General features: G+C 64.1%; 17 protein-coding genes. 12 read left to right on the top strand and 5 right to left on the bottom strand.

The window, feature by feature from the left end; genetic code table 11:
• Positions 1-93 precede the first annotated feature (93 nt).
• From J5474_RS02725 to J5474_RS02740, 4 genes are all read left to right on the top strand, one after another.
• Positions 94-2040: an extracellular solute-binding protein gene (locus J5474_RS02725; protein WP_245216194.1), complete on the top strand. Its 1947-nt coding sequence runs from the start codon at positions 94-96 to the stop codon at positions 2038-2040.
• A gap of 62 nt (positions 2041-2102) precedes the next feature.
• Positions 2103-3188, top strand: coding sequence for a microcin C ABC transporter permease YejB (locus tag J5474_RS02730; protein ID WP_209359063.1), 1086 nt, complete (start codon positions 2103-2105; stop codon positions 3186-3188).
• A 1-nt stretch (position 3189) separates the two neighbouring features.
• Entirely contained in the window at positions 3190-4398 is a 1209-nt protein-coding gene (locus J5474_RS02735; protein ID WP_209359065.1) for an ABC transporter permease, read from the top strand.
• The gene (locus J5474_RS02740) at positions 4395-5984 is read left to right on the top strand and encodes an ABC transporter ATP-binding protein (protein ID WP_209359067.1); all 1590 of its coding nucleotides are present in this window, start codon (positions 4395-4397) and stop codon (positions 5982-5984) included. The genes J5474_RS02735 and J5474_RS02740 overlap by 4 nt, the downstream gene beginning before the upstream one ends.
• A gap of 30 nt (positions 5985-6014) precedes the next feature.
• On the opposite strand, the gene hemN is transcribed toward J5474_RS02740, so the two are convergent.
• The gene (hemN, locus tag J5474_RS02745; protein ID WP_209359069.1) at positions 6015-7370 is read right to left on the bottom strand and encodes an oxygen-independent coproporphyrinogen III oxidase; all 1356 of its coding nucleotides are present in this window, start codon (positions 7368-7370) and stop codon (positions 6015-6017) included.
• A gap of 72 nt (positions 7371-7442) precedes the next feature.
• On the opposite strand from hemN, the gene fnrL reads away from it, so the two are divergent.
• Positions 7443-8195 (top strand): transcriptional regulator FnrL, encoded by a 753-nt coding sequence (gene fnrL, locus J5474_RS02750; RefSeq protein ID WP_209359071.1) that lies wholly within the window; start codon positions 7443-7445, stop codon positions 8193-8195.
• Positions 8164-9093, top strand: a complete 930-nt coding sequence (locus J5474_RS02755; RefSeq protein ID WP_209359073.1) for a PhzF family phenazine biosynthesis protein — start codon at positions 8164-8166, stop codon at positions 9091-9093. Before fnrL ends, J5474_RS02755 begins: the two co-directional genes overlap by 32 nt.
• A 23-nt stretch (positions 9094-9116) precedes the next feature.
• On the opposite strand, the gene J5474_RS22965 is transcribed toward J5474_RS02755, so the two are convergent.
• Together J5474_RS22965 and J5474_RS22970 are read right to left on the bottom strand one after the other, a co-directional pair.
• Positions 9117-9260, bottom strand: coding sequence for a DUF1428 domain-containing protein (locus J5474_RS22965; protein WP_342454001.1), 144 nt, complete (start codon positions 9258-9260; stop codon positions 9117-9119).
• Positions 9261-9294: 34 nt separating this feature from the next.
• Positions 9295-9468, bottom strand: a complete 174-nt coding sequence (locus J5474_RS22970) for a DUF1428 family protein (RefSeq protein WP_280842482.1) — start codon at positions 9466-9468, stop codon at positions 9295-9297.
• A 55-nt stretch (positions 9469-9523) separates the two neighbouring features.
• Here J5474_RS22970 and J5474_RS02765 point away from each other — a divergent pair, with 55 nt between their 5' ends.
• Positions 9524-9982, top strand: coding sequence for a MarR family winged helix-turn-helix transcriptional regulator (locus J5474_RS02765; RefSeq protein WP_209359075.1), 459 nt, complete (start codon positions 9524-9526; stop codon positions 9980-9982).
• Positions 9983-10021: 39 nt separating this feature from the next.
• On the opposite strand, the gene J5474_RS02770 is transcribed toward J5474_RS02765, so the two are convergent.
• Positions 10022-10864: a universal stress protein gene (locus J5474_RS02770; RefSeq protein ID WP_209359078.1), complete on the bottom strand. Its 843-nt coding sequence runs from the start codon at positions 10862-10864 to the stop codon at positions 10022-10024.
• A gap of 195 nt (positions 10865-11059) precedes the next feature.
• On the opposite strand from J5474_RS02770, the gene ccoN reads away from it, so the two are divergent.
• From ccoN to ccoP, 4 genes are read left to right on the top strand one after another with little or no spacing between them, the layout of a single operon-like run.
• Positions 11060-12670 (top strand): cytochrome-c oxidase, cbb3-type subunit I, encoded by a 1611-nt coding sequence (gene ccoN / locus J5474_RS02775; RefSeq protein WP_209359080.1) that lies wholly within the window; start codon positions 11060-11062, stop codon positions 12668-12670.
• Between the two features lie 12 nt (positions 12671-12682).
• Positions 12683-13444: a cytochrome-c oxidase, cbb3-type subunit II gene (gene ccoO, locus J5474_RS02780; protein WP_209359082.1), complete on the top strand. Its 762-nt coding sequence runs from the start codon at positions 12683-12685 to the stop codon at positions 13442-13444.
• A 10-nt stretch (positions 13445-13454) separates the two neighbouring features.
• Positions 13455-13640: a cbb3-type cytochrome c oxidase subunit 3 gene (locus tag J5474_RS02785; protein ID WP_209359084.1), complete on the top strand. Its 186-nt coding sequence runs from the start codon at positions 13455-13457 to the stop codon at positions 13638-13640.
• 13 nt (positions 13641-13653) lie between these two features.
• Positions 13654-14550, top strand: a complete 897-nt coding sequence (ccoP, locus tag J5474_RS02790) for a cytochrome-c oxidase, cbb3-type subunit III (RefSeq protein ID WP_209359086.1) — start codon at positions 13654-13656, stop codon at positions 14548-14550.
• 718 nt (positions 14551-15268) lie between these two features.
• On the opposite strand, the gene J5474_RS02795 is transcribed toward ccoP, so the two are convergent.
• Entirely contained in the window at positions 15269-15424 is a 156-nt protein-coding gene (locus J5474_RS02795) for a hypothetical protein (protein ID WP_209359087.1), read from the bottom strand.
• A 96-nt stretch (positions 15425-15520) separates the two neighbouring features.
• Between J5474_RS02795 and J5474_RS02800 the strand changes: the two genes are divergently transcribed.
• The gene (locus J5474_RS02800) at positions 15521-16402 is read left to right on the top strand and encodes a LysR family transcriptional regulator (RefSeq protein WP_209359090.1); all 882 of its coding nucleotides are present in this window, start codon (positions 15521-15523) and stop codon (positions 16400-16402) included.
• Positions 16403-16415 lie beyond the last annotated feature (13 nt).

A 16415-nucleotide genomic window follows, 5' to 3' on the forward strand; every position in this document is an offset into this window, starting at 1 on the left:
GGTCATGCAGTCAACTTAGCTTAAAATTAACCATAATTGCCGAGACATGGACGCATCACGCGTTGCCACGCGCGGCCAGAGGGGAGACCGGGAATGACCAGATCCACGCCGTTCCAGATGAACCGCCGCCACGCCCTCGGGCTGCTGGGGGCCTCAGCCACAGCGCCGCTCCTGCCGCGCACCGGCTGGGCCGACAGCCACGCCTCGGCACCGATGGGCGAGGCTTCGGCCAACCTGATCAAGGCGCATGGTTATTCCTTCTACGGCGATCTGCACTACCCGGCAGGTTTCGAGCACTGGGACTATGTAAACCCCGACGCGCCGCGCGGCGGCGAGATCGTGCTGGGCGCGCGCGGCACCTTTGACGGGTTCAACCGCTGGGCCTGGCGCGGCAATCCGGAAACCTCGTCCTCGGTCGTGGCGGAATCGCTGTTCGGAGAGATGCCCTGGGGTGGCGGTCTGCCCGCCGACACGCTGACCGACGCCTATTGCCTGATCGCCCGCGAGGTGGAGTACCCGGAGGATCAGTCCTGGGTCGTCTTCCATCTGCGGGACGACGTGACATTCCGCAATGGCCAGCCGCTGACGGCGCGGGACGTGATCTTTACGCATAACCTGTTCCTGGAGCAGGGCATCCGGTCCTACGCGCGCTCTGTCGCGGAACGTGTGGTCGGCGCGGAAGTGATCGACGACCTGACCTGCAAGTTCATCTTCGCGGACGGCATTTCGCGCCGGTCGCTGATCGATCAGGTGGGCGGCACGCCGATCTTTTCGGAGGACTGGTACAAGGAGACGGGCGAGCGGCTGGACGAGCCTTCGGTGCAATCGCCCATGGCGTCCGGCCCCTACCAGGTGGCGGATTACGAATTCAACCGCTTCGTTGTCTACGAACGCGACCAGAATTACTGGGGCTGGAACCATCCGGCGAACCGGGGGCGGTTCAACTTCGACCGCGTGCGGTTCGAGTATTTCGCCGACGACACGGCGGAATTCGAGGCCTTCAAGGCGGGCATCACCACCTTTCGGCAGGAAGGATCGACCAAGCGCTGGGCGACGGGCTACGATTTCCCGGCGCTGGAGCGTGGCGACGTGGTGAAGGAAGAGATCCCCGACGAGACCGCGCCGAACAACACCGGCATCATATTCAACACCACACGCAGGCCGCTGGACAACCGCAACATCCGCCACGCGCTGAGCCTTGCGTTCAACTACGAGTGGGTTCGGGAGTCGCTGCAGTACAGCCTGACAGAGCAGCGCACGTCCTTTGTGCAGGGGCAGGACTGGGCGGCGACGGGTGTCCCCGAAGGCGCGGAGCTGGAATTGCTGAAGTCGCTGGGCGACGTGGTGCCGCCTGAGATGCTGACGGAGGAGGCGGTGATGCCGCACACCTCCGACCCGCGCACCCCCATCGACCGTCGCAACAAGCGCAAGGGCCTGGCACTGCTAGAGGCCGAGGGCTGGACGCTGAACGCCGAAGGCAAGCTGATGAACGCGGAAGGTCAGCAGATGACGCTCGATTTCCTCGTGATTTCCACCTGGGACGACGTGCGGCTCAGCTCTATCGAGACCTACGTGCGCACGCTGACCGACTGGGGCATCGCAGTCGATGCGACGAAGGTGGACAGCGCGCAGGGCCAGCAGCGGTTCCTCGACAAGGATTATGACCTGATCCACACGCGCATCCTGACCTTTGCCACCGCCGGAACGGGACTGAAACAGCTTTTCGGATCGGAGACGGCCGTGGTGTCCTCCTATAATCCCGCCGCGCTGCAGAGCCCGATGGTGGATGCCATCGTGGAGGCGGCGCTGATGACCACGACGCGCGAGGACGAGGTGACGGCGCTGACCGCGCTGGACCGCGCGCTGCGATGGGAGCGGATCCAGGTGGCCGAAGGCTTTGTCCCCGCCTACTGGGTGGCCGCCTACGATATGTTCGAACGCCCCGACCCGCTGCCGAAATATGCGTTGGGCGTGCTGGACTTCTGGTGGTTCAACGCAGAGAAACACGCAGACCTGAAGGAGCGCGGCGTCGTGAAATGATGCCGCTTTCCCGCAGCCACGACGACCCCGGCATAAACAAGAATCAGGTGAACTGAGCGACCATGGCCGCCTATATCTTCAGACGTTTCCTTCTTATCATCCCCACGCTTCTGGGGATCATGATCTTCAACTTCGTGCTGGTGCAATTCGTGCCCGGCGGCCCCGTCGAACAGGTGCTTGCCAAGATGCAGGGCGAGGGCGACGTGACCTCCGGCTTTGCGGGGGGCAGTCAGGACGTGGGCGAGGAGACCTTTGGCTCGGACTCGGACTATGTTGGCGCGCGGGGCCTGCCGAAGGAGTTCATCGAGGAACTCGAAAAGGAGTTCGGCTTCGACAAGCCGCCGCTGGAACGGTTCCTGAACATGATGTGGAACTACATGCGGCTGGATTTCGGAGAGAGCTACTTTCGGTCCATATCGGTGATCGACCTGGTGCTGGAGAAGATGCCGGTATCGATCACGCTGGGGCTGTGGTCAACGCTGATCGCCTACGTGGTGTCGATCCCGCTGGGTATCCGCAAGGCGGTGCGGGACGGATCGTCCTTTGACACATGGACGTCGGGCGTGATCATCGTGGCCTATGCGATCCCCGGCTTCCTCTTCGCGATCCTGCTTCTGGTGCTGTTCGCGGGCGGGTCCTACTGGCAGATCTTTCCGCTCAGGGGGCTGACCTCGGACAACTGGGAAAACCTGAGCCTGCTGGGCAAGGTGGCGGACTACTTCTGGCACATCGCGCTGCCGGTGACGGCCTCGACCATATCCGCCTTTGCCACGCTGACGCTGCTGACCAAGAACTCCTTCCTCGACGAGATCAAGAAGCAGTACGTGATGACCGCTCGTGCCAAGGGACTGTCGGAGAAGCGCGTGCTGTACGGCCACGTCTTCCGCAACGCCATGCTGATCGTCATCGCGGGCCTGCCGGGCGTGTTCATCGGCGTCTTCTTCGGCGGCTCTATCATCATCGAGACGATCTTCTCCCTTGACGGGCTGGGGCGGCTGGGGTTCGAGGCGGCGGTGCAGCGCGACTACCCGGTGATCTTCGGGACACTGTTCCTGTCGTCCCTGATCGGCATGGCCATCGCGATCCTGTCGGACCTGATGTACGTCTTCGTCGATCCCCGCATCGATTTCGACAAGCGGGAGGGGTGAGATGACCTACACCCTCCCCGAAGAAAAGCGCGGATTCTTCACCCTCTCGCCCCTGAACAAGCGTCGCTGGGCCAACTTCAAGCGCAACCGACGCGCGCTGTGGTCGCTGTGGATCTTTGCCATTCTCTTTGGTTTGTCGCTGGTGGCGGAGTTCATAGCCAACGACAAGCCGATCCTCGTCACCTACAGAGGCGAGACGTTCTATCCGGTGTTCAACTTCTACCCCGAAACCGCATTCGGCGGCGATTTCCGAACGGAGGCCGATTACCGCGCGCCGGAGGTGGCCTGCCTGATCCGTTCCGGCGGGCTGGAGAGTTGTTTCGACGAACCCGAAGCCATCATTCGGCAGATTGATGAGGGCGGCTTTGCCGGGGAAGGGTTCGAAGAGGGCAGCCTGATCTGGCCGCTGATCCGCTACAGTTTCGACACGCCGGTGGACCGCTCCGGCGCGGCTCCCCTGCCCCCGGATGTCATCGGTTTCTACGAAGGCGAGGACGGCGAGCGGCACTTCGGCCTGCTGCCCCCTGACAAGCGCGGCGACAACTGGCTGGGCACCGACGACACGAAACGCGACGTGCTGGCGCGGGTCATATACGGCTTCCGGCTGTCGATCGTCTTTACCCTCGTGGTGACGGTTGTGGCCTCCCTTATCGGCGTCATTGCGGGCGCGGTGCAGGGTTACTTTGGCGGCTGGCTCGACCTGATCTTTCAGCGGGTGATCGAGATCTGGGGCGCGATTCCGTCGCTCTACGTCATCATCATCATGTTCGCGATCTTCGGGCGCAGCTTCTCGCTGCTGCTGATCCTGACGATCCTGTTCAGCTGGACCGCGCTTGTGGGCGTGGTCCGGGCGGAATTCCTGCGGGCGCGCAACCTCGAATACGTGCGCGCGGCCAAGGCGCTGGGGGTTTCGGACCGGACCATCATGTTCCGCCACGTGCTGCCAAACGCAATGGTGGCGACGCTGACCTTCCTGCCGTTCCTCGTGACGGGGACGATCTCCACGCTCGCGGGGCTCGACTTTCTCGGCTTCGGCCTGCCCTCGTCAGCGCCTTCGCTCGGCGAATTGACCCTGCAGGCCAAGCAGAACCTACAGGCGCCGTGGCTGGCCTTTACCGGCTTTTCCGTCTTCGCCGTGATGCTGTCGCTGCTCGTCTTCATCTTCGAAGGCGTGCGGGATGCCTTCGATCCTAGAAAGACCTTCGCATGAGCCGTATCCTCGACGTGAACGACCTGAAGGTGGCCTTCCGCCAGGACGGCAGGACGCAACTGGCGGTCCGGGGCGTATCCTTCCACATCGACCGGGGCGAGACGCTGGCGCTGGTGGGCGAATCCGGGTCGGGAAAATCGGTTTCCGCGCTGTCCACGGTGTCGCTGCTGGGCGACAACGCGGAGGTCAGCGGGTCGGCTACCTACAACGGAGAGGAGATGATCGGCGCGTCCGCCCGCACCCTCCAGAAGGTGCGCGGCAACGACATATCGTTCATCTTCCAGGAGCCGATGACCTCGCTCAATCCCCTGCACACGCTGGAAAAACAGCTGGCGGAATCGATCCTGCTGCATCAGGGCGTGGCTGGTCCGGAGGCGCGTCGGCGCATCATCGAACTGCTGACCCGTGTCGGCATCCGCGACCCGGAAACACGGCTCGGGTCCTACCCGCACCAGCTGTCCGGCGGGCAGCGGCAGCGCGTGATGATCGCCATGGCGCTGGCGAACGGGCCGGAACTCTTGATCGCGGACGAACCGACCACGGCACTGGACGTCACCATTCAGGCCCAGATCCTCGACCTGCTGGAAGACATCAAGCAGAAGGAAGGCATGGGGATGTTGTTCATCACCCATGACCTGAATATCGTGCGCAAGATCGCCGACCGGGTCTGTGTGATGAAAGACGGCGAGATCGTCGAACAGGGCGTGACGAAGGAAATTTTCGACAACCCGCAGCACCCCTATACGGTGAAACTTTTATCGGCTGAAAGCACGGGAAAGCCCGATCCAGTGGCCGAGGACGCGGAAGAAATCGCCGCAACCGAGCATCTGAAGATCTGGTTCCCGATCCAGAAGGGTTTGATGAAGCGCACCGACGGCTACGTGAAGGCGGTGAACGACGCGTCGATGTCGGTCCGGGCCGGCGAGACCGTGGGGATCGTAGGCGAAAGCGGATCGGGCAAGACGACGCTGGCGCTGGCGATCATGCGGCTGATCAACTCCGAAGGCGGCATCCGCTTTCGTGGCGAGGACGTACGAACCTGGTCGACACGGCGGCTGCGACGGCTGCGTTCAGAAATGCAGATCGTGTTTCAGGACCCGTTCGGGTCGCTTTCCCCGCGCATGACCTGCGAGCAGATCATAGCGGAGGGGCTGCATGTGCACGGCTCGCCCGCGCAGGGGTCGTTCCGCGAACAGGTGGCCGAGGTGATGGTGGAGGTCGGCCTCGATCCTGCCGCGATGCACCGCTACCCGCACGAGTTTTCCGGCGGACAGCGCCAGCGCATCGCCATCGCGCGCGCCATGGTCCTGCGGCCCCGGTTGGTGGTGCTGGACGAGCCGACCTCGGCGCTCGACATGACGGTGCAGGTGCAGATCGTGAACCTGCTGCGCGACCTGCAGCGGAAATACGACCTCGCCTATCTGTTCATCAGCCACGACCTGAAGGTCGTACGCGCCATGAGCCACAAGGTCATCGTGATGAAACAGGGTGACGTGGTGGAGACCGGAACCGCCGAGCAGATCTTCGAAAACCCGCGGACGGACTATACGCGGACTCTGTTGCGCGCCGCCTTCGAGGTGGTCTGACGGCAAGCCACCCCGGGCGTCGGTTTCGCGTCAGATGGCTGAGGAATGTCCCGCCTTCGCGAGGTCGTAGGCATCGAAACTGCGCGCAACCATGCGGGTCAGCGGGCGCGCCCTTTCGGGAATGAACAGCCCGTCCTCGGTGACCTCTAGCAGGTTGTCGAACTGTGCATCTACGGCGTGAAACATCTCGAACAAGCGCATCTTGGGCACGTCGAAGTCGCGCTCGATCTCCGCCGCGTCGATGTGGAAATCGCACATCAATGCCTCGATCAGGCGGCTGCGCATCAGGTCCTCACCGTCGAAGGCGTGGCCGCGGGCGGTAGAGAACCGGTTCTCGCAAATCGCCTTCACATGCGCTGATGTGCCCGGGGCATTCTGCGCGTAGCCCTGCGGAAAGCGCGAGATGGAAGAGGCGCCGACGCCGATCAGCACCTCGGCCCCATCGGCGGTGTAGCCCTGGAAATTGCGGCGCAGGCGACCCGTGCGCGCCGCCAGCGCCAGCCCGTCGGAGGGCGCGGCGAAGTGGTCGATGCCAATCTCGGCGTAACCGTCCCAAAGGAAAAGCTTGCGCGCGGTTTCGAACAGATCGAGCCGTTCTTCCGGCGTGGGCAGCACGTCCGACGAGATCATCTGCTGCCGCTTCGCCATCCACGGCACATGCGCGTAACCATAGAGCGCGACCCGGTCGGGGGCGAAGCTGAGAAGCTTCTGCACCGTCTCGGTGATGCGCGCGCGGGTCTGGTAGGGCAGGCCAAAGAGGATGTCGGTGTTCAGGCTGGTCACGCCACGATCGCGGATCATGTCCACCACCCTGCGGGTCAGCGCGTAGCCCTGTTCGCGGCCGATCGCCGCCTGAATTGCGGGATCGAAGTCCTGCACCCCGATGGAGGCGCGGGTCATGCCGCCCTCGACCAGCGCATCGAGCCGCGCCGCATCGATTTCGTTCGGGTCGATCTCGACGGAGAACTCGGCACCCTCGGCGAATTCCGCCGTCTCGCGCACCGCCGCGATCAGCCGCTTCATCAGTTCGGGTTCCAGTAGCGTCGGTGTGCCTCCGCCCCAATGCAGGTGCTTCAGCCGCACACCGCGTGGCAAATGTCCCCGCAAAAGCTTCAGCTCGGCCTCGAGCGTTTCAACGTATGCGCGTACAGGGCTGCCTGTCGCGGTGCCTTGCGTACGGCAGGCGCAAAACCAGCACAGCCTGCGACAAAAGGGAACATGCAAATAAAGAGATATGTCCCCATCTTCAGGAATGGCCTGAATCCATTCCTGAAACTGCGGAGGAGCAATAGCTTCGCTGAAGTGCGGGGCGGTCGGATAAGAGGTATAGCGCGGCACCCTGGAGTCAAACAGTCCGAGTCGTGCAAGTTGTGTTCGCATCTTCATGCGCGTAGGGTTACGTGAGGATAGGTCAACTTACTTTGACGCAGATCAATTCCGTGGGGGTGCAGGGACCAGATGTTGAACGAAAGAAGCCTGACTGTGCATCAGGATTGCGACCAGTGTCCGATCCGTCACCGGGCGGTCTGCGCCCGCTGCGAGTCGGATGAACTCGAGCGGCTGGAAGAGATCAAGTATTACCGCAAATTCGAGGCTGGCCAGATGGTGATCTGGTCAGGCGACAAAATGGACTTCGTGGGTTCGGTCGTCTCGGGCATCGCCTCACTGACACAGACGATGGAGGACGGGCGCACCCAGATGGTTGGCCTGCTGCTGCCGTCCGATTTCGTCGGCCGTCCCGGGCGCCTGACGGCAGCCTATGACGTGATTGCGACCACCGATCTGGTGATGTGCTGCTTCCGCAAGTCTCCCTTCGAGGAGATGATGCTGCGCACGCCGCATATTGCGCAGCGCCTGCTGGAGATGACGCTGGACGAACTCGATGCCGCGCGTGAGTGGATGCTGGTGCTGGGGCGCAAGACCGCGCGGGAAAAGATCGCCTCCCTGCTGGCGATCATTGCGCGCCGGGATGCCTCCCTGCACATGACCACCCGGGCACAGGATGGATCGGTCGCCTTCGAACTGCCGCTGACACGAGAGGCGATGGCCGATTACCTCGGCCTGACGCTCGAAACTGTATCCCGCCAGATTTCTGCCCTGAAGAAAGACGGCGTGATCGTGCTGGCGGGCAAGCGCCACGTCACCGTGCCCGACCTCGAACGCCTGATGGAAGAAGCCGGTGACGACACCGACGGGGGAATGCTTGTCTGACCTCGGCTTTGCGACCTGCGATGTCTTCACCCGGCGCGCCTATACCGGCAATCCGCTGGCCATCGTCGAAGACGCCGACGCGCTGAGCGATGCCCAGATGCAGACCATCGCGCGGGAGTTCAACCTGTCGGAGACAATCTTTGTCCAGGCGCCGCGCGATGCCGCGCATGACGCGCGGGTGCGGATCTTTCTGCCTGCGGCGGAGATCTCCTTTGCCGGGCATCCGACCATCGGCTGCGCCATTCACCTCGCGCTGAAGACCGCGCCGGACGGCGACTTCGAGACTCGGATCGTGCTGGAAGAAGAAGCGGGCCTGGTGCCGGTGACGGTCTGGCGCGCGGAAGGCCAGTTGATGGCCGAATTCCGCGCGCCAGTGGTGCCGCAGGCGACGGACCGTGTTCCGCCCGAAGCGGACGCCCTGGCCGAGGCACTTGGACTGGCGACGGAGGCCGTGGGCTTTGGCAACCACCGCCCGGGGCTGTGGCGGGGCGGGCCGACGTTCCTTTATGTACCGGTGTGCGATCTGGCGGCGCTGGCCACCGCGCGCCCCTGCGAACCGGCGTGGTCGCGGGTGACGGCGGCGGCGGGGGTGGACCACATGTATCTCTACAGCCCCGGTGAGGCCTGCGATTTCCGTGCCCGCATGTTCGCCCCGGCGGCGGGCCTGCCGGAAGACCCGGCAACGGGCTCTGCCGCCGCAATCCTCGCGGGGCAGCTGCGTGCGGCGGGGAACTTGCGCGGCAGCGACCAGTTCACCCTGCATCAGGGCGTGGAAATGGGGCGCCCTTCGGAAATCACGCTGACCGTGCATTCGGACGGGGATACCATCACGGCGGTGTTTGTCCGGGGCAGCGCCGTGCCGGTCAGCGCGGGGCGGATCACGCTGCCCGCAGCATGAGTGCCTGCAAAGACGCGGGCGTATCAGGCCCCTTCGGCAAAGAGCACGTCGAAGGAGTCGAAGATCATGCGCTTCCCGTCGCAGGGCATGGCCAGCGTCTCCCAGCGCGGGTCTCTGCCAAAATTCTGGTGGCAGGCCTCGGCCGTGGCCCTGTCGGGAAAGATCACCCAAGAGAAAACGACCGCCTCCCCTGGCGCGCGTTTACCACCATCGGGAAGGCGTTACGGCACCCTCTGGCACGCCAGCCTCCCAGCACTCCCAATGCGCCGTAGCGCCATGGTTGCGGAACAGCGGCCAGTTGAACGTGGCGCTCTCAAGGTAGGCGGCGCGGACTTTCTCTGCCACGGCGAGTACGAAGCCCCGGACGCAGGACATGCGATGCCCTCCTGTTGACGCGATCCAGAAGAAGGCCCATCAAATTGATATCAACATGAATGAGATGGACCCGGACCTGCCGATCGCGACCACCCTCGAAGTGAGGGACCGTTGCCTGTGTTTGCACGCACAGCGTGCGGCGCGAGCCTTGGCGCGGCGGTTCGATGCAGCGTTGAAGCCGGTCGGGCTGAACAACGGGCAGTTTTCGCTGATGATGGCGCTGAACCGGCCGGAACCGCCGCGCATCGCGGACCTTGCCCCCTTCCTCGCCATGGATCGCACGACGTTGACGGCGGCGCTGAAGGTACTGGAACGGCGCGGGCTGGTCGAAGGCCTGCCGGACCGGAGCGACCGCCGCGCGCGCAGGCTGCGCCTGACCGTCGCGGGGCGTGCGGCGATGAAGCATGCGGTGCCGATCTGGCGCTCGGTGCACAACGAGGTGGACGCGGCACTGGGCGATATCGATCTCGACGGTCTGAAAGCCGCGCTGGTGCGGCTGGGGGCAGGAGGCTGAAAAGGGGCGGCCTGCGCACCGCCCCTCTCCTCCGGCCGGTCAGTGGGCCATCAGCACCGGGATGCCCGCCTGTTCCAGCATATAGCGGGTTGCGCCGCCAAGGATCGCTTCGCGAAAACGCGAGTGCCCGTAGGCCCCCATCACCACGAGTTCGGCATCAACGTCGGTGGCATGACGGATCAGCACGTCCGAGACGCGCGGCAGCGTCTTGGCCAGTACCTCGATCTCCGGCTTCACGCCATGGCGGGCGAGGTATTGCGACAGCATCCCCCCGGGATCGGAGCGGCTCGCCCCGTGCTGCGGCGGGTCGATGACCACCACATGCGCGACCTCCGCCCCCTTGAGGAGCGGCAACGCCGCGCGGATCGCGCGCAGGGACTCGCTGCTTTCGTTCCATGCCAGCACGACACGCTGCGGCGTGGCGGAAATCGGCACCTTCGGGCCGGGGGAGACGAGCACGGGCACGCCGCCTTCGAAAAGCGCACCCTCGATGACCGGCTCAAGCTCGACGCCGCAGCCGTCGCCGTAGGGTTTCGGCAGGACCACGAGATCGGAAAACCGCGCGTGGGCGGCGACGTGGCGACCGATGTCGGCCAGCTGCGCCACGCCGTGATCCAGCCCCCAGCGGATGTCGTATTTCGCCAGATGGGCGCGCGCCGCGGATGCGAGCGCGTCGGCATCGGCGGAGGCGCGGGTCAGGGTTTCCTGCAGGACCATGGCGTTGGCGCCCGCGTAGTAGTATCCGGTCTGCGTGCGGTCGACCCCGAGGCACAGCACATCGAGGTGCGCGTCCAGCCCCCCGGCGAGCGTCGCCGCAGCATCGAGCGTACCCGCCATGAGGTCGCGGTCGGTGATGACTGTGAGCAAGGTCTTGTAAGCCATGTCCGTTCTCCTGTTGGTTTCCGCCCTTTGTACCCAGGCGCCATTCGTCGCACCTTGACGCGTATCAAGCCCGCAGTCGCCATCCATTGATGCAGATCAAGGTCGTGTTTACCCAAAAAGCGGCATGACCGTCCCAGTCTAAAAAACCGCCCAGGCGGACGTACGAATCGTATGGGTAAGACGAAGGGACGAAACATGCACAATTACCTCAAGCTCATCGTGCTTGGCGTGATCGCGATATTTGCCGCGGTCGCCGCCAATTTTGCACGGGATGTGGCTTATCTGGTGAACGCACTAACCATCATGCTGGCAGCCGCGATCACCTTTGTCATCGTTCTGCGGAACACCGACGAACCGATCAGGCCCATCGACGAAACACGATACATGGACGGCGTGATCCGTTACGGCGTGATCGCCACAGCCTTCTGGGGCGTCGTGGGCTTTCTCGCCGGAACGTTCATCGCGGCGCAGCTGGCATTTCCGGCGCTGAACTTCGACTGGTCCGAAGGTTACATGAACTTCGGTCGCCTGCGCCCGCTGCATACCTCGGCGGTGATCTTCGCCTTTGGTGGCAATGCGCTGATCGCGACGTCATTCTACGTGGTGCAGCGGACCTCTGCCGCGCGGCTTTGGGGCGGCAACCTCGCATGGTTCGTCTTCTGGGGTTACCAGCTGGTGATCGTGCTGGCAGCCACCGGCTACGTGCTGGGCGCGACCCACGGCAAGGAATATGCCGAACCGGAGTGGTACGTGGACTGGCTGCTGACCGTGGTCTGGCTGGCCTACCTCGCGGTCTTCGTCGGCACGATCGTGAAACGCAAGGAGCCGCACATTTACGTCGCGAACTGGTTCTACCTGTCCTTCATCATTACCGTCGCCATGCTGCATGTGTTCAACAATCTCGCCATCCCGGTGTCGATCTGGGGGTCCAAATCGGTGCAGGTGTTTTCGGGCGTACAGGATGCCATGGTACAGTGGTGGTACGGCCACAACGCCGTGGGCTTCTTCCTGACGGCAGGCTTTCTCGGCATGATGTATTACTTCATCCCGAAGCAGGCCGAACGTCCCGTCTTTTCCTACAAGCTGTCGATCATCCACTTCTGGGCGCTGATCTTCATCTACATCTGGGCCGGTCCGCACCACCTGCATTACACCGCCCTGCCCGACTGGGCGTCGACGCTGGGCATGGTGTTCTCGATCATCCTGTGGATGCCGTCCTGGGGTGGCATGATCAACGGTCTGATGACCCTCTCGGGGGCCTGGGACAAATTGCGCACCGACCCGGTGATCCGCATGATGGTGATCTCTGTCGGCTTCTACGGCATGTCGACCTTCGAAGGGCCGATGATGTCGATCCGGGCGGTGAATTCGCTGTCGCATTACACCGACTGGACCATCGGCCATGTGCATTCAGGCGCGCTGGGCTGGAACGGCATGATCACCTTTGGCGCGCTGTATTACCTGGTGCCGAAACTGTGGAACCGCGACCGGCTCTATTCGCTCGGTCTGGTCAGCTGGCACTTCTGGCTCGCGACCATCGGTATCGTCTTCTACGCCGCCGCCATGTGGGTGACCGGCATCATGGAAGGTCTTATGTGGCGCGAAGTGGATGCCAACGGATTCCTCGTGAACAGCTTTGCCGACACCGTGGCGGCCAAGTTCCCGATGTACGTGGTGCGTGCCATAGGCGGCCTGATGTATGTCGCGGGCGCCCTGATCATGTGCTACAACCTGTGGATGACTGCGCGTCGTTCGCCTGCCGTCGAGGCAAGCGCCGCCGTGGCCCATGCCACGCCAGCCGAATAAGGAGGGCCGACAATGGGTATCCTGAACAAACACGCCATTCTGGAAAAAAACGTCACCCTGCTGGCCGTCTTTGCCTTCCTCGTGGTGACCATCGGGGGGCTCGTGCAGATCGTGCCACTTTTCTACCTCGAGAACACCATCGAGGACGTGGAGGGCATCCGCCCCTATACGCCGCTCGAAATGGCGGGGCGGGAGGTCTACCTGCGCGAGGGCTGTTACGTCTGCCACAGCCAGATGATCCGCCCGATGCGCGACGAGGTGGAGCGCTACGGCCATTACAGCCTTGCGGCTGAATCGCAGTACGAACACCCGTTCCAGTGGGGGTCGAAACGGACCGGGCCCGACCTCGCCCGCGTCGGTGGCCGCTACTCGGACGAGTGGCACGTCGATCACCTGATCGACCCGCAGTCGGTGGTGCCGGTCTCTGTCATGCCGCAGTACGACTACCTGTCGCACCGGATGCTGGACGACGGGGCCGGGCTGATCTCCGGCCAGATCTCCGCCACGATGATCGGTGACATCATGGCGACCAATGCGCTGGTCGGCGTGCCCTACAACGACGAGATGCTGGAGAACGCACAAGTCGATTTCCTCGCGCAGGCAGACCCCGACAGCGATTACGACGGGCTGATGGAGCGCTACGGCGAGGACGTGAACGTTCGGAACTTCGACGGCGCGCCGGGCGTGTCCGAGATGGACGCTCTGGTCGCCTACCTCCAGGTGCTGGGCACGATGGTCGATTTCTCGACCTTCACCCCGGACGCGAGCCGGTAAGGGGGCGGACATGGAAACCTATTCCTTTCTCCGCCAGCTCGCCGACAGCTGGGGCCTGCTCGCCATGTGCGTCTTCTTCGCCGGAGTGGTGATCTGGGCGCTTCTGCCCGGGTCCCGCAAGGGGCAGGAGGACGCTGCAAATATCCCCTTCCGGCATGATGATCGGCCCGCCCCGGCCGACCGTCGCGAACCATAAGGAGGCTCATGCGATGAGCGACAACAAGAAGAACATCAAGCCGGGCCACGACTACGAGACGACCGGCCATTCCTGGGACGGCATCGAGGAGTACAACAAGCCGCTGCCGAAGTGGTGGCTGTGGACCTTCTACGCCTGCATCGTCTGGGGCATCGGCTACACCATCGCCTATCCCGCCTGGCCGGGTATCCATTCGGCGACCTCGGGCATCCTCCGGTTCTCCACCCGTGGCGAGGTCGCGCAGGAGATCGCCCGCGTCGAGCAGGCGAACGCGCCGATCAACCAGGAACTGGCCAACGCCGACCTCGTGGCGTTGTCACAGGACACCGGGTCCGACCTGCACCGCTACGCGGGCAATGCGGGCGCGGCGATCTTCCGGTCCTGGTGCGCACAGTGCCACGGCGATGGCGCGGCGGGCAACAAGGGCTATCCCAACCTGCTGGACGACGACTGGCTCTGGGGCGGTTCCGTCGAGGAAATCTATACCTCCGTGCACACCGGCATCCGCCAGCCCACGGACGAGGACTACGTGCGGACTTCGGAGATGCCAGCCTTTGGCCGCGACGAACTGCTGGACAAGCCTCAGATCGCAGCCGTGGTGAACTACGTCATGTCCCTGTCCGAAGAGCCGCGCGACCCCGCGCTGGTCGAGGACGGCGCGCAGGTCTTTGCCGACAATTGTGCTGCCTGCCACGGCGACGATGGCACCGGCGACCGGACACAGGGCGCGCCCAACCTCGCGGATTCCATCTGGCTTTATGGCGGGGATTACGAGGCGATCCACGAAACCGTCTGGAACGCCCGCTACGGCCAGATGCCCCCCATGGGCGGGGCCGACCTGTCGGAGGCCGAAGTCCGCGCCGTGGTCCTGTATGTCCACGGTCTGGGCGGCGGCGAGGCGAGCGAGTAGCGCCCCGCCTCAGACCATGTTTCGTCCCTTCGCCCCCCGTCCGAAAGGCCGGGGGGCTTTTTCACGCGCGCCGCACAGCCCGTTTTCGCCATTTCAACGGACCTGACGCCATCAGCCCGCCCATCACAGGGCAGAGCGGGGCCGTCCGCCTCAATTCTTTCGGAATGCGGGTGCTGAGGTTCTTCCTCCCTGCCGTTCATGGGCATGCGGACGAGGACATGCCGCAGCTCACGACAATCTCTGGCGTCGCGGGTCTGGCCGCCGACATCGCCCCCTCGATGGCTGGGGGAAATGTGCGGACACGCCGCTTGACACCTGGCAAACTGCACCACCAGCAACGGCGGTGGCGCCGGGATGGAATTGCCGAAAGACTCGACCACACCAGCGGTCGCAATATCTGCCCATTTACCGGATATTGATACAGGTCAAGGCTTCCTTAAACCGAATCCCACATAAGGGTTACAAGGTTCGGGGCCATCACCCTCGTACCGCAAGATACCCGGAGACAAGACCGGGTTGCATGGCGTCGGTGTCCTGTCCTGTTCGCGCGTTTCCTGGGGCACCGGCGCCATTTCGTTTCAGATAAAAGCGAGCAACCATCGGTGGGCGTATCCCGCACGAAGGGCGGCCCGGTGGGCGGACCCATCTCCGGTCCAGTCGCGGACCACTCGTCGGACCATTCGACGGCACGCACGACGGCGTCCCCCCGGGAGTCCGGTTACTGCGGTATCGGGGTCCGGTGCGGCGGGCTTTCGGGTTGCCAGCGCAGGCGCGGCAGGTCGACCCGGGCCGTGTAGCACTGCTGGGTCGGAGCACAGCCCTCGGTTCGGGTGAAAGTTGCAAGCATGAAGCTGCGGGCGAGCGTCTTCATCATGGCGGTCTCCTTTCCGCTACGTCCTGCCTCACCTTGACGCGTAGGCCCGCGCCATGCGACTCCGGAAGATATTCCAAATGTAAGCCCAGCTTTCGCATGTCCCTCTCCCGCCTGCCCCCGCTGTCCGCCCTCCGCGCCTTTCACGCCTATGCGGAGGCGGGTAACATCAATGCCGCCGGTGCCTTGCTGAATGTCAGTCACGCTGCCATCAGCCAGCAACTGCGCGCACTCGAAGCGCACCTCGGGATCCCGCTTCTGAACCGAGAGGGTCGCCGCATGGCCCTGACCCCCGAGGGCGAAACGCTGGCACGCGCCCTGCGCGAGGGCTTTGGCCAGATCACCGCCGCCGTCGACATGCTGACCGGAGCGGAGGCAGAGCGGCCCCTGCAGGTGTCCACTACGCCGACCTTCGCCACCGCGTGGCTGATGCCGCGCCTGGCACGGTTTCGCGCCGAACACCCCGAAATCGGTTTGATGATCGATCCCACCGCTGCCCTGCGTCCCTTGGAGCCGGGCGGCATCGACGTTGCCCTGCGCTACGGCGACGGCCACTGGCCCGGGTTGGAGGCGGAACTGATCCTGCGCAGTCCCATCGCGGTGGTCGCGACGCCCAGTCTCATCGGTGACAGGGAGATCACAAACCCCGAAGCGCTGCGCCGCTACCACTGGCTGCAGGAGCTTGGCACCAACGAGGCAACCGCGTGGTTCGCACAGCATGGGCTGACGCCGGACGCCGGGCTTGGCATGACCTCGCTGCCCGGCAACCTGATGCTGGAGGCCGCCCGGCAGGGTCAGGGCGTTGCCATCCTCGCCCGCCTGCTGGCGGAGCCGGACATTGCCGCCGGACGCCTGCGGGTCCTGTTTACCGACAAGGAAACGTTGGGCTACTGGATCGTCACTCGCCCCGGAATCGCACGCCCGCCGTTGAAGGCATTCCTGCGGTGGATGCGGCGCGCCGCGCGCCCCGCCACAGCCTGACGCGGGTCGAAGA

The sequence above is a fragment of the Sagittula salina genome (genome assembly GCF_017813235.1).
GTDB lineage: Bacteria > Pseudomonadota > Alphaproteobacteria > Rhodobacterales > Rhodobacteraceae > Sagittula > Sagittula salina.

Bases quoted from the DNA above. Each gene is read 5' to 3' on its own strand.
- J5474_RS02725 (WP_245216194.1), top strand. From the start codon at position 94: ATGACCAGATCCACGCCGTTCCAGATGAACCGCCGCCACGCCCTCGGG.
- J5474_RS02730 (WP_209359063.1), top strand. From the start codon at position 2,103: ATGGCCGCCTATATCTTCAGACGTTTCCTTCTTATCATCCCCACGCTT.
- J5474_RS02735 (WP_209359065.1), top strand. From the start codon at position 3,190: ATGACCTACACCCTCCCCGAAGAAAAGCGCGGATTCTTCACCCTCTCG.
- J5474_RS02740 (WP_209359067.1), top strand. From the start codon at position 4,395: ATGAGCCGTATCCTCGACGTGAACGACCTGAAGGTGGCCTTCCGCCAG.
- hemN (WP_209359069.1), bottom strand. From the start codon at position 7,370: ATGAAGATGCGAACACAACTTGCACGACTCGGACTGTTTGACTCCAGG.
- fnrL (WP_209359071.1), top strand. From the start codon at position 7,443: ATGTTGAACGAAAGAAGCCTGACTGTGCATCAGGATTGCGACCAGTGT.
- J5474_RS22970 (WP_280842482.1), bottom strand. From the start codon at position 9,468: ATGTCCTGCGTCCGGGGCTTCGTACTCGCCGTGGCAGAGAAAGTCCGC.
- J5474_RS02765 (WP_209359075.1), top strand. From the start codon at position 9,524: ATGAATGAGATGGACCCGGACCTGCCGATCGCGACCACCCTCGAAGTG.
- J5474_RS02770 (WP_209359078.1), bottom strand. From the start codon at position 10,864: ATGGCTTACAAGACCTTGCTCACAGTCATCACCGACCGCGACCTCATG.
- ccoN (WP_209359080.1), top strand. From the start codon at position 11,060: ATGCACAATTACCTCAAGCTCATCGTGCTTGGCGTGATCGCGATATTT.
- ccoO (WP_209359082.1), top strand. From the start codon at position 12,683: ATGGGTATCCTGAACAAACACGCCATTCTGGAAAAAAACGTCACCCTG.
- J5474_RS02785 (WP_209359084.1), top strand. From the start codon at position 13,455: ATGGAAACCTATTCCTTTCTCCGCCAGCTCGCCGACAGCTGGGGCCTG.
- ccoP (WP_209359086.1), top strand. From the start codon at position 13,654: ATGAGCGACAACAAGAAGAACATCAAGCCGGGCCACGACTACGAGACG.
- J5474_RS02795 (WP_209359087.1), bottom strand. From the start codon at position 15,424: ATGATGAAGACGCTCGCCCGCAGCTTCATGCTTGCAACTTTCACCCGA.
- J5474_RS02800 (WP_209359090.1), top strand. From the start codon at position 15,521: ATGTCCCTCTCCCGCCTGCCCCCGCTGTCCGCCCTCCGCGCCTTTCAC.